Source organism: Planctobacterium sp. AWH2_060 (assembly GCF_056158425.1).
Map to the genome: position 1 here is coordinate 289,414 of NZ_JBSWTG010000001.1, position 12,945 is coordinate 302,358.

Consider the following 12,945-nt stretch of genomic DNA (forward strand, 5'->3'; position numbering starts at 1 on the left):
ATGCCTTGTTTTACTTGTACGTGGTCCAGATTGGGGCGTGATCAGAGGGTTTTTCGATACCTCTGAGTTCATAATCTATTCCGGAATCCACCAGGTTGGGTTGCATAGATTTGGTGCCCAGAATCACATCTATACGCAGACCTCGGTTGTCATCAAAACCGCGTGAGCGATAATCAAACCAGCTGTATTGGTCTTCAACCTCAGGGTTAAGCTCCCGGAAGCTATCGTGAAAACCCCAGTCCATCAGTCGGCCTAACCACTCACGTTCTTCCGGTAAAAAGCTACATTTACCGGTTTTTAGCCAACGTTTACGGTTTTGTTCACCTATTCCGATATCCAGGTCGGTAGGGGAAATATTAATATCTCCCATAACAACGATGTTTTCATCCGGGGTATGGTGACTGCCTAAATAGTTCATCAGATCAGCGTAGAATTTGCGTTTTGCCGGGTATTTAACTTCGTGGTCCTGGTTCTCTCCCTGTGGAAAATAACCATTCAGCACCCGGACTTTTTCACCGCGCTCATCTTCAATGGTCACCATGATCATTCGTCGCTGTGCATCTTCATCATCGGTGGGAAAACCGTATTGCACTTCCAGCGGTTGCTGTTTGCACATCATGGCAACACCGTAATGACTTTTCTGTCCGTGATAGAAAACGTGGTAGCCCAGGGCTTCCACTTCCTCTTTAGGAAACATATCATTGTGTACTTTGATTTCCTGTAAACCGATAATATCCGGTTGATGCTTCTCTACCAAAGCGGCAAGTTGATGGGGTCTGGCTCTGAGGCCATTGATATTAAACGAAATATATTTCATCAGATAAACTAGCAAAGATTCGATGGGCGTATGCTAACAAACAAGGCCGATGGTTGACAGGGGCAAGGGCGTAGATTCATCGTCAAAATCTAACAGCAATTATGAGCACCACTGAACAAACTGAATTGCAACCACAGAATTCCTGCCCATTGTGTCACTCTTCGCATACTGAATTTTATTGGCAAGATAAACAGCGAGATTATTGGCAGTGCCATAATTGCCAACTGGTGTTTGTCCTGCCTGAATTCTTTTTAAGTCCGGAGCAGGAGAAGGCGGAGTACGATAAACATGACAATACCCGGTTAGATGACGGTTATCGCCGTTTCTTAAATCGCACACTTAATCCCATTGTTGAGCATTATCAGAATGACCAGTGCTCAACGACAACGCTAAAGGGACTGGATTTTGGATGTGGGGAAGGGGCCTTTTTCAGTCAGATGGCCAGGGAGCAGGGGTTACAGGTAGAAAATTACGATTTGTATTACCACCACTATCCGGAGCGATTGCAGCGACAATATGACTTTATCGCCATGACCGAAGTGTTGGAACACATAGCAGCACCTTCAGCGTTATTCGCGCAGTTAAAATCGTTGCTGAACCCCCCTGGTTTTTTGGCCATCATGACTAAACGCGTGCTGGATAAAAAGGCGTTTTCCACCTGGCATTACAAAAATGATCCCACCCATATTTGCTTTTATTCAGAAGCCACATTTCAATGGATTGCAGAACAACTGGGAATGCGATTACAGGTGGTTGATAAGGATGTGGTATTTCTCATAGCAGCGGATTGAGTTGCAACTTAAGTTACCGGGTTCAAGGCCAAGCTGTGTTAAGCTTGAGAACAATAATAAATCAGAAAAAAAAGAAACAATGTTACACCTGATCCAGTCGAATAAAATGGAATTGCTGCTGGCCAGCCTTTTACAAAAATTGGCACTACAAACCTTTGATGAGAAGGGCGCAGAATCAGACCTGGTGGCATTATTACAGCCGGATACCATTCTGGTGCAAAGTCCGGGTATGTCGCAATGGCTGAAAATCAATATTGCCAATACACTGAATATTGCAGCGAATATCGAATTCCCGTTACCTTCCAGCTTTATCTGGAAACTCTATCAAGCCAGTATTGATGATTTGCCTGACGAATCAGCCTTCAATAAGCAATTCTTAACCTGGAAGATACTCACGTTATTACCGCAATTTCTGGAACAGCCCGAGTTTTCCAGCGTAAAACGCTATCTGGGCGACATTGGCGAAAGCCACTTAGCTGAGCATCCCAAGGCTTATCATTTAAGTGCCAAAATCGCTGACGTATATGATCAGTATCTGATGTACCGACCTGAATGGATTCAAGTATGGGAAAACGGGCAGGATAAGCTACCGGATGTCGATGTAGGCGAACAGTCATGGCAGCCCATATTGTGGCGGGCAATTTGTCAGTTTACCCAAGAGGCAGGGGAATCACCCTGGCACAGAGCGAACATGCATGGTGCTTTGTTGGAGCGGTTGGGCAATAATTGTGAGCACAGCGATAAGGCTTTGTATGTGTTCGGTATTTCTTCGATGCCGGTACAACAGTTAGAAATCTTACAGGCTTTGAGCGACACCCGAGAGGTTTACATTTTTTGGTTTAATCCTTCAGAACATTATTGGGCTGATGTTATTGATAGCAGCTATTTTCAAAAACAGCAGTTGTCCCTGTTTGACCAGCCAGACGAAAAACAACAGCAACGTCAGCAGGAAGCCCTGGCACTGTTGGATGTCGGTAATCCATTATTAGCTTCCTGGGGCAAGCCAGGCAGAGACTTTTTATCATTACTTACCGATCTTGAGCCGCAACAGGAAGATTTGTTTCAGTCGCCAGAACAAGCTCATCTTTTAGGTTGGGTTCAAAAAGAAGTTTTTCAGCTGAGCTTTCGGGGCAGCCGACAGCCGCTGCCAGTGAAGGACTTACTAAAAAACACCGGTAAGTATGCGAAAATGCTACTGGACCCTGCTGACAACTCCATTGAAATCCACGCTACTCACTCCAGGCTACGGGAGTTAGAAGTACTCAGAGATCAGATATGCAAGTGGTTTGATGACGGAGAAGTGGAAGCTCTCAGCGATATTATTGTCATGATGCCGGACGTGGCGGTTTATGCGCCGCTCATCGAAGCGGTATTTTCCAGACCCCTTGTCAGTCAGGAGCAAGCTCAGGAAGGCGGTTTGCCCTTTGCAATCTCCGACCGCAGTCAGGCAGAAGAGGACAGCCTGGTGGAAAGTTTTGTGCGTCTTATGTCGCTGGAACATGCCCGAATGACCTTGAGCGAAGTATTTGAGCTGTTTAAAGTGCCAGAAATTGCCGCCCGATATGATATCGAACAGGATGATATACAAGCTATGCATCGCTGGTGTTACCAGGCTGGAATCCGCTGGGGCTGGTCCGGTATGGAAAAAAGCCATTGGCATTTACCCGAAGAGTCACAAAATACCTGGGTATTTGGATTGCAGCGACTGCTGGCGGGATATGCGTATGGTGGTGATGATAACCTTGTTAACGATGTTCTCCCCTTTGGTGAAGTCGAAGGGCAACTGACCGAGTCTCTGGGAAAATTGCTGGCTTTTATTGAAGACTTAAGAGCTTTAACAGAATTTTGTCGTTCTTCCCATAGCTTACAAGAAAAGGTGAGCGAAGCGTTGTCGGTACTGGATTGTTTTTATCTGGTGGATGCAGATAACGAGTATCGTCTGCAAAAATTAAAAGAGACGGTGGCTAAACTCAAGGTGCAGGGTAAGCACTATAATGGCCTGGTGAGTCAGGGAGTATTTGTTGAAATGCTTAATGATGCGCTCAGTGAGTCGGGGGTTGGACAACGGTTTCTGGCGGGTAGATTAAATTTCTGTACTCTGATGCCGATGCGCAGTATTCCTTTTAAACACGTCTGTATTCTGGGACTCAATGAACCTGAGTATCCCCGCCAAACCACGCCCATTAGTTTTGACCTGGTTAGTCGTTCTAAGCACCGCAAAGGGGATCGTTCACGTCGTCTTGATGACCGTTACCTGTTTCTGGAGGCCTTGCTGTCTGCACGCAACAAGTTGTATCTCAGCTATCAGGGACGAGATGATAAGAGTAATGAGGTGAAAGAGCCTTCTATTCTGGTGTCTGAGTTATTGGCCTATTGTCAGCAGTCGGCTTGTCTTTCTGAGAACCAGCAAGATAGCATAGAAGTCGCTGAACAAGGGGTCAGAGAACAGCTTTTCAAAACGCACCCGTTACAACCCTGGGATCAAAGCTACTTTAGAGCTGATAACCCCGAATCTTACGACCAAACCATGTTTGACGTTGCCAGTACATTGCAGCAACCGGCTTTGCCGATAGGCTTTTACCGACAACGAGATGGGGACGTGAATTCCCTGATTGCCTGGTTCAATGGACTGCCAGAAAGCCACGCAATTATCACGGCTAATCAGGAGCTGGACCTGTCGCTGTTGCAACAGTTTTACCGCAACCCGGTCCGAGCCTGGTTTAAAAGTGCTTGGAAAACACAGTTTCCGGTATTACAGGAATGGGTTAATGACGATGAACCCCTATTCCTGGATAGCCTGGCTCGCTATCAGGCTACGCAACACTTGTTGCAAGGCTCGTCGGAGTCTGCGGTGATGTCATCACTGGAACGACAGGGGCAACTCCCCATTGGTAACCTGAAAATACTGGAACAACATGAACTTTCGCATCGGACGCAACTATTGAAATCCCGGTTAGAAAGTGTCACCGGCCAGTCTGAAGTACAACTTAAATCCCGATGGGTGCATTGTCAGGTTATCATTAACGACCTGAGTGTAGATCTGCAGGGGTCTATGCAACTGGCTCCCAACGGTGACATGATCATGTATCGGCCCGGAAAACTCAGTGCTAACGACCGCTTAGGATGCTGGATGGCATGGTGTCTCTATTGCGCCAGTGCTGAACAGCGCACTAAAGGTTGGTTTCTGTCTTTGGATAAAACCCTGTATTTTGAAGCGCTGACTGTTGATGAAGCACAGCGAGCCCTTGAAAAACTTGTCTCTATTTTTATGCTGGGGCAGTTCCATTGTTTACCATTTTTTCCAAGAACTGCTTTGCAGTGGGCGGAAACTCAGGATGAAATGAAAACCCAATCCGTTTACCTGGGCAATCAATTTCAATCAGGTGAAGCTTCTGATCCCCACAACGAAAGGGTGTTTCCTGATCTGAATGACTGTTGGTTTGAGTTTACACAGTTGGCTGATGAAGTGTTTCAGACTATTTTGGCCAGGGAGCAATGGCAATGAAAAAGCTGGATATATTGACCTTTCCGTTGCATCAGAATGCTCTCATTGAAGCCAGTGCCGGTACCGGAAAAACCTACACTATTAGTAACCTGTATTTGCGCTTGATATTAGGACATCAATGCCAGGCTCTAAGCGTCGCGCAAATTCTGATATTAACCTTTACCAACGCTGCAACCGCAGAATTGAAGGATCGCATTCTGGCACGAATTCGACTGGCGTGGCGTGATTTCGTGGTAGGTCGCAGTGACGATGATTTTATCCAAACCTTAATTACTGAGGTTCAGGATAAAGCGCAAGCACAACAACGCTTGTTAATTGCGTCACAGGAAATGGACCTGGCCAGTGTTTTCACCATTCATGGATTTTGTCAGCGAGTATTAAGCGAGCACGCCTTTGAGAGCGGGGCGGCCTGGCAGGAAACCTTATCGTTGGATGACAGTCCATTGCTTAAAAAGGCCACCAGCGATTATTGGCGCATTCGAGTGGCGGATTTGCCGGAAGGTACGCTGCGTTGGTACATAAAACAGTGTCCTAAGCCGGAAAATCTAATCCAGCAGGTTAGACCCGTTTTGTTTCGGGATATAGGGGAACAACAACCTGAACAATTGTTGCAGCAATGGCAAACCCTGCAAAAGCGCTATGATGAGGCTTTGCAGGAACTCAAGAAATGGTGGCATGAAAACCAGATGTCAACGGTCCTGGCTGAAGCCGACCTCAATGCCAGAGCGAAAATTGCCAAACCAGACTTTTTAGCCAGCATGGCAGCGTTTGCCGCTGGGGATATCGGCTTACCCGAATTGGGGAACGATGGTTGGCTGACGCTGTCACCTGAAAAAGTCGAAAAAGCAAGGAAAAAATCTTCAGCGGAAATCGATCTGGGGCCATTTCAACGCTTTGAAGATTTGGCCGAGCTGGAAGCAAAACTAACCAGTGCAAGACAACAATACTTTTTCTGGGATGCCTTATTGTTTGTTCGACAACACCTGCAAGCCCAGAAGCTGCAAAATGCGGAGTTAAGCCCGGATGACCTGTTAGCCCGATTGTATTCAGCGCTTTCTTCTGAATCTATGTCGTCAGCACAAAGCCTTAAGGCATTGTTGCAGGATAAATACCCTGTAGCGCTGGTGGACGAATTTCAGGATACCGATGAAACCCAATTTGCCATCTTTAAATTGTTGTTTGAACAAAAGAATGAACAGCAGCGTGCATTGGTGATGATCGGAGATCCAAAACAGGCAATTTACAGCTTTCGCGGCGGAGACATTCACACTTATCTATCTGCCAGACATTTTGTGCCAGAGCATTCCCGTTACACTTTATCGGTGAATTGGCGCTCGCATCCTGACTTGGTATCAGCGGTCAATCAATTATTTAGTCAAAGCCAAACCGGCTTTATGCACGCCGACATGCCCTTTTATGCCGTGGATGCGGGAAAGAGCGCTAAATCAATGCAGTTAGGTTCGGAGCATGTTGCAGCGCTGCAAGCTTGTGTGTTACCAGACGCAGTAGATAAAAAAGGCGCGCCTGCACCATTAAAATGGGGCCAAAGCTCTGTCAGCATGGCACAGGTGTGCGCCAATCAAATCAGTACTTACCTGAAACTGATGCACATCGACGGAGTGGCCTTAAATGCCTCTGATGTTTGTGTATTGGTGCGGGACAGGTTCGAAGCAGAATTGATACAACAGGCGTTGCGCCAACGTCAAATAGACAGCGTATTCTTGCGTAAAGATTCGGTGTTAAAAAGTCCGGTCGCTTACAGTTTATTACTGCTGCTAAAAGCCATTGTTGGATACAAGTCAGAAACAGCAATTAAAGCGGCTTTGCTGGACGGTTTGTTTGCCTATCAGCACGAAGAATTACAAACGCTAAATCAAAATGTGCCGCAATGGCAAACCGTACTTCAAAGGTTTAATCGTGCCTATGAAATCTGGTGCTGGCAGGGTGTCATGGCCGCTCTGGAGTATGTGTTTCAGGCGTTTGGCCTGTATAAACGCATCATGGCTCATAACCCGGAACATCATCGCTGTGTAACGGATTTACGCCATCTCAATGAGATTTTGCAATTTCAAAGTGGTCGAATTGAAGGCAAATCACCGCTGATATTGTGGTTTGAGGAACGAATTGCCAATCCGGATTTACTGGCGTCAGATGGCATTGAGGGTACTCAATGGCGTCTGGATACAGATCAGAATTTGGTACAGATCAGTACTATTCACGCTTCCAAAGGATTGCAATATCCGGTGGTAATGATGCCGTTTGTCAGTCGATTTAAAGACTATGCCGGTGTTTTCTATCACGATGAAGAAAAAGGTCTGCAATACAATATTGAAGCCGATGAAGCCCTGAAAATCAGGCAGCAACAGGAACGCCTGGCAGAAGACATACGCTTGTTTTACGTGGCCGTTACCCGCGCAGAATTGCACTGTTGGTTGGGTGTCTGGAATAACCCTCTTTCTGCTCGAAGTAATGCCTCTGGGTTTGCATCGACGGCATTGGGACGCCTGTTGGACTTTGATGCTGAACAGTCATCGCTGGCTGAGCAAATTATCGCGAGACTTCAGCAGCGGCTTAGCGCTCAGAGCGTCAGAATTGCGCTAGTGGAAAACGCCCAAATCGACGAGATACTGCCATTTGAATCCGCCCAACATCAGCCAATGCCACTGTCATTCAAGCAACTGCAAAAGGGGATAAAACAAAACTGGTTGTTAACCAGCTATAGTGCTATTTCCCGTACACGACAGACAGAAAGCGCATCAATTGCTGTGGAAGAAGAATTGAAAACCGCTGATGAAGCGTCACCTCAAGCCGATGATTTGCCTGAGGTTCTTGAAGCTGAACAAGACAACCAGCCATTCGAAACGGAATTACCCATGCGCTTTCGCTTCACCAAAGGGGCATCGGCGGGTTCCTTTTTGCATGAAGTACTGGAACATTGTTTATTCGACCAACCAGAAACCATTCAGACTCAATGCTTGGCATACGCTGAGAATTATAGCATCGCCGAGTCAGATATTCCTGATGTCAGAGACTGGCTGGTGGAAGCGTTACAAAGTCCATTATTTGAAGGGGCTAACTCCCTGACGTTATGGCAACTTCCCGCCCAGCAACAATTGGCCGAAATGGAGTTTTATTTTCCGTTAAATCAGGTGGATGTCAAAAAGTTCAATGAACTGTTGCAGACATGGTTGCCTGACATGCACGGTCATTATCAACTAAATCATCTCAATGGCATGTTAAAAGGCTACCTGGATTTGATTTATCTGCATCAGGGGCGTTTTTATGTAGCCGATTATAAGTCTAATTTTCTGGGTGAATCTTTCGCAGATTACCAGCCGGAACAGTTACATAATGTAATGTTACACCATGATTATTATTTGCAGGCGGTACTTTACTCAGTGGCTTTGCATCGCTATTTGAAAAACCGCATTACTCACTACAACTACGAGCAACACATTGGAGGCGCACAATATTTGTTTTTGCGTGGCATGTGTAAACATCATCCTGGATACGGTGTGTTCACGGTAACCCCACCGAAATCCTTGATCCTTGCCATGGATGCCTTGTTTGAAGGAGGTGCGGATAATGAATAACATTGTGAAGCCCTCGCGTTATAGTTTGCGCCATCAGAACCCACAACAGCCCGTTGAGGGGGACCTGGTCGCAAAACTTAACAGTTTGTTATTGCTGCAAAAAATTCGGGAAATCGACCGTAGTTTCGCACTGTTTGTGGTGCAGCAAGTTTATGGGGCACAAATACCGCAAGCACAGGAAAATAAGGCTGAGCTTTTAGCCATGACAGCCGCATTGCTGAGTGAGCAGTTGGGGCAGCAACATGTCTGCCTGGAACTAACGGCATTGCAACAACCGTTTCTGCCGGTGCACCGCTTCCCGGATCCAGAGGTGATACGGGAACTGTTTTGTGAACAGGAGTTGCTGCAATCCGGTCTGTTCAAGCTGGTGCAAAACCGTTTGTATCTCTCCCGGTACTGGCACTATGAACATCAAATTGTTGAGAGATTGCAGGCATTCTCAGCCACCGCTTACAGCGAAAGTGCCATTGCTGAGTGTCTTGCGCAACTTTATACTTCGTCCCCAGAGAAAGACGTGGATTGGCAGAAAACCGCTGTCGCGCTGGCCTGTATGCGCAGTGTTGCGGTAATCGCCGGGGGACCCGGAACCGGTAAAACCACCACTGTGGTGCGAATACTGTGGTCTTTGTGCGAGTTAAGTCGTCGTGAGGGAGGCAAAAAGCCAATCATTAAAATGGTGGCACCCACCGGAAAAGCGGCGGCACGGTTAACGGAATCCGTTTCAGGTGCTATCGCTAAGCTGCCCACACAGGACACTAATATTCCACTGGAGTGCAGCACTATTCACAGGTTACTGGGCCCGATCCCCGGTTCCGTGTTTTTTAGACATGATAGTCAGCAACAGCTCAATATGGATGTATTAGTGGTAGATGAAGCATCCATGATCGATATGCCGCTGTTGGCTAAGTTATTACAGGCATTACCGCAACATTGCCGCCTGATTTTATTAGGAGACAGCCATCAGTTGGCTTCAGTTGAGGTAGGCTCGGTATTTTCGGATATCTGTAGCCTGAAAGCCGGGCGCAATACTTTTTCTAAGCAGGCATTACAGCAGTTAAGTGCGTTAACCCGACAGCCATCATTGCAGGATACGCAATTTATGTCCTCTGCATCGGAGCAAGCACCATTCATAGACAACATTATCTACTTGCAAAAAAGTTGGCGTTTTAACGCCGACAGTGGCATTGGTGCGCTGGCCAGCGCCATCAATGCCGGAGACGTTCAGGGCACGATACAGGCGCTGAACTCTCCGCGACCTGACATTCACTGGCAACCTGCGGGTACTCACGAAGACTTTATTAGGGCTATTTTGCCTCACTTTGAGCGATTACATGATGCAGTGGATAGCGGCGATGTCGCCAAAGCTTTTGCGGTGCTCGCTCAATGGCAGGTGTTGGCAGTGCAGCGCAAAGGCAAGTGGGGAGTGCAAACACTTAACTTTCTTGTGCAAAAGGCGCTGTTAAATGCCGGCAGAATAACCTCGGATGACGAGTTCTATGCCGGACGGCCAATAATGATTAGCAGCAATGATTATCAGAATCGTTTGTTTAATGGCGATATTGGTATTGTCATGTGTGGTGACAATCAGCAATCAGACGATCTGCTAAGGGTTTGGTTTGCAGATTCAGAGCAGGGTTATCGCAGTCTGCTACCGGCTCAGTTGCCTGCCCACGAGACGCTTTATGCTATGACGACTCATAAGAGTCAGGGCTCGGAGTTTGAACATGTGTTGATGTGTTTGCCTGAATCCAGAAGGGATGAAAAAGGCCGGGTGAATCGTGAGTTGTTGTATACCGGGGTGACCAGGGCTAAAAAGAGTTTTGTGCTCTTTGCGGATCAGACCTCGGTGTGTAATGCGGTGCAACAGCGTTGTATGCGTTCATCGGGACTAGCCTCAGCCTTATCGGAGCAAGGATAAACAATGCTGTTTGGTGGTTTTTATAAACTAAGAGCGTTTCGCAAACCAGGCGCAATCTTCTTGTTGGCGCTTGTTTGTTTCGCTGCTAACGCCGAGATAAAACAAACTCAAGAAATTAAACATTACCCGGTAAAACCTCAAGCGGGGCAGTCACTGAAAGACGCCATGCGAGCCAGTACGCCAATTCAAAAAAACAACCGACACTGGTACGGAGAAACTCAGTGGCAGATTAATCCCTTGTATCGTGTTCGTCGCTTATCCGGTGGATGCTACGTCAATGATCGCATTGTAGAGTTGGCTATCGTTATTACCTTGCCGGAACTGCAAGGGGATTTGCAAGACAGAGAAATACAGCAGCAGTTTAAGCAATTTTACGAAGCCTTGTTAGAGCACGAGTTGGGACATCAGGAATTGGGTGTTGCTGCGGCAAAGGCGGTAGATGCTTATCTGGCGGAACCTAATATTTTTGCTGATTGTCAGGCATTGTATGTGGCCGTTAATGAAAAAGTTCAGTCAATAATCGACAAGTATCAAAGCTTAAACCAGCAATATGATGAGAAAACACAACACGGTAAAACTCAGGGGGCTGTGATCACAGGCGCTCCAGCGAAAAGTTCAAAGCTCTCTGGTGTTCCCTGATAACTTCAATGAGTCTCTGACAAATGGCAGTAAGCGTCGGCTTACCGGTACTTTGTGACCGGCATTTAATGCCAAAAAGTACTGATGACCTTCGGCATTTTTATCTGTAAACAGCGACGAGACTTCATCCAGATTTACCATGTATGAACGGTGCACCCGCAAAAAGGTATCTGGTAGCAGTGAGGATAACTGTTTTAAAGAACCCGAAAATAGTTTCTCAGTCTGATTGTTCAGGTGCAATTCCACATAATCACCTGAAGCTTTGCAATAAGCGATGTCTGCAACATTAACAAACTCTAGTTTACCGGCTGAAGTAAGCTCCAATTTGACCGGCGTTTGAATTTGAGATTGTTGCGCCAGTCGAAACTCCAGCTTTGCGATTTGCGCGCGCTCTTCCAGTAATCTGCTTTGTTGTTTTTGATAATCCCGAGCCTGCATGACGAATATAACCAGTAACACCAGCGCTATGATTAAGAAGTGCAGAAATTCGTGAAAGCTGGTGGAACTAATAAAGATGATAGTGGCAATGCCAAGGTGAATAAACAAACCGTTTCTTAGTTTGCTCTTCTTATTTTTAAGAAAGTAGTAAGCGTTTTGCACAAGGTTTATGAGCACGGGGATTAATATTCCCAACGTCGCTCTGGCGTCGAAACTTTGAATTGTCAGTATCGCTAGTAATGAGACAAAGCTGCCTATGTAAATCCAATGTATGGCGTCTTTTTGTGCCACTTTAAGCGAGTTATAGCAAAGTAGCATGACGCCAAACAAAAATGCGCAGATAGTAATGATCAGCAATCGAATATCTTGCCAGGGGTAAAGGTAGTTTATCAGTCCTCTGGACATTTCAGCCCCCAGTTGCACCATGGCCAGAAAACACATAGCGGCGAAGAGCGGATAATGAAATTTGGACTTTAATACAGAGGGATTGTGACCGAAGCTCAATACTAAAAAGTAAAGGGCTCCTACGGCAAATGCACCCATTAAAGCCAGCCCACCAGCCGTGTAGGGTTGGATCTGTTGCGTCAGTTTGCTCCAGCTTCCAATACCTATAATGTGCATAGGATAGTCCAAAGTAACGATGCTGTGTTGCCCTGACAGCAGCATGGTGAGGGTGTTTCCAGCGGGCTGTAATAGTGACTCGGGAATATAAAAAATGGCATCCATGCTGCCAGGTATCTCTGAACTATCCTTTGCCGGTCGTCCATTGTGGCCTAAAAGTGTGCCATTCAGATAAATAGTACTGGCTGCTTTACCCGATATCAAAAGACCAAGGGGAGCATTAAGTCGAGTAGGGGGTAGCTGCAAATCAAAGTGGATCTGTACCCAGAAGGCCTGGTTTTGCGGATCTATTTCACTGAGTTTAGCCTGGCGGCAATTGGAGCTCTTAAAATCCGGTATGGTAGCAAGCGGTTCTTGCAATGAGCATATGGTCACAGGACTGCTATATGCGAGAGTGATAAACTCATTTCCTGATGCTTTTGTGGATTTGCAAATAGCCAGTGCAACTAAAAGCATCAAATAGGTTAACTGTCTAACGTTCATTTATTAACTGACCAATCACCGTTCGTGGATTTATTCCTACCGTTTACTTTGCAGAGCTTATTTTTACTGAGGACTCAGAGAAATCAGCTGGTTTTTTCGCATCAGAAAAACGCTAATAGCGAAAACCTTAGAGGAGTAAT

Annotated in this window: 7 protein-coding genes; 5 read left to right on the plus strand and 2 right to left on the minus strand. The window is 46.4% G+C overall.

The features are described 5' to 3' along the window. Window positions 1-10: 10 nt before the first annotated feature. The gene (gene xthA, locus ACXAD8_RS01225) at window positions 11-817 is read right to left on the minus strand and encodes an exodeoxyribonuclease III (protein ID WP_475224137.1); all 807 of its coding nucleotides are present in this window, start codon (window positions 815-817) and stop codon (window positions 11-13) included. A gap of 101 nt (window positions 818-918) precedes the next feature. On the opposite strand from xthA, the gene ACXAD8_RS01230 reads away from it, so the two are divergent. From ACXAD8_RS01230 to ACXAD8_RS01250, 5 genes are all read left to right on the plus strand, one after another. Beyond that, window positions 919-1,608: a class I SAM-dependent methyltransferase gene (locus ACXAD8_RS01230; RefSeq protein WP_475224139.1), complete on the plus strand. Its 690-nt coding sequence runs from the start codon at window positions 919-921 to the stop codon at window positions 1,606-1,608. A 79-nt stretch (window positions 1,609-1,687) separates the two neighbouring features. Beyond that, window positions 1,688-5,113, plus strand: coding sequence for an exodeoxyribonuclease V subunit gamma (gene recC / locus ACXAD8_RS01235; RefSeq protein WP_475224141.1), 3,426 nt, complete (start codon window positions 1,688-1,690; stop codon window positions 5,111-5,113). Next, window positions 5,110-8,706 (plus strand): exodeoxyribonuclease V subunit beta, encoded by a 3,597-nt coding sequence (gene recB, locus ACXAD8_RS01240; RefSeq protein WP_475224143.1) that lies wholly within the window; start codon window positions 5,110-5,112, stop codon window positions 8,704-8,706. The genes recC and recB overlap by 4 nt, the downstream gene beginning before the upstream one ends. Further along, window positions 8,699-10,624, plus strand: coding sequence for an exodeoxyribonuclease V subunit alpha (recD, locus tag ACXAD8_RS01245; RefSeq protein ID WP_475224144.1), 1,926 nt, complete (start codon window positions 8,699-8,701; stop codon window positions 10,622-10,624). Before recB ends, recD begins: the two co-directional genes overlap by 8 nt. A 3-nt stretch (window positions 10,625-10,627) precedes the next feature. After that, entirely contained in the window at window positions 10,628-11,263 is a 636-nt protein-coding gene (locus ACXAD8_RS01250) for a DUF922 domain-containing protein (RefSeq protein ID WP_475224146.1), read from the plus strand. On the opposite strand, the gene ACXAD8_RS01255 is transcribed toward ACXAD8_RS01250, so the two are convergent. Further along, window positions 11,240-12,697 (minus strand): LytR/AlgR family response regulator transcription factor, encoded by a 1,458-nt coding sequence (locus ACXAD8_RS01255; protein WP_475224148.1) that lies wholly within the window; start codon window positions 12,695-12,697, stop codon window positions 11,240-11,242. The two genes, ACXAD8_RS01250 and ACXAD8_RS01255, sit on opposite strands and share 24 nt — an antisense overlap. Between the last annotated feature and the right edge of the window lie 248 nt (window positions 12,698-12,945).

Bases quoted from the DNA above. Each gene is read 5' to 3' on its own strand.
- xthA (WP_475224137.1), bottom strand. From the start codon at position 817: ATGAAATATATTTCGTTTAATATCAATGGCCTCAGAGCCAGACCCCAT.
- ACXAD8_RS01230 (WP_475224139.1), top strand. From the start codon at position 919: ATGAGCACCACTGAACAAACTGAATTGCAACCACAGAATTCCTGCCCA.
- recC (WP_475224141.1), top strand. From the start codon at position 1,688: ATGTTACACCTGATCCAGTCGAATAAAATGGAATTGCTGCTGGCCAGC.
- recB (WP_475224143.1), top strand. From the start codon at position 5,110: ATGAAAAAGCTGGATATATTGACCTTTCCGTTGCATCAGAATGCTCTC.
- recD (WP_475224144.1), top strand. From the start codon at position 8,699: ATGAATAACATTGTGAAGCCCTCGCGTTATAGTTTGCGCCATCAGAAC.
- ACXAD8_RS01250 (WP_475224146.1), top strand. From the start codon at position 10,628: ATGCTGTTTGGTGGTTTTTATAAACTAAGAGCGTTTCGCAAACCAGGC.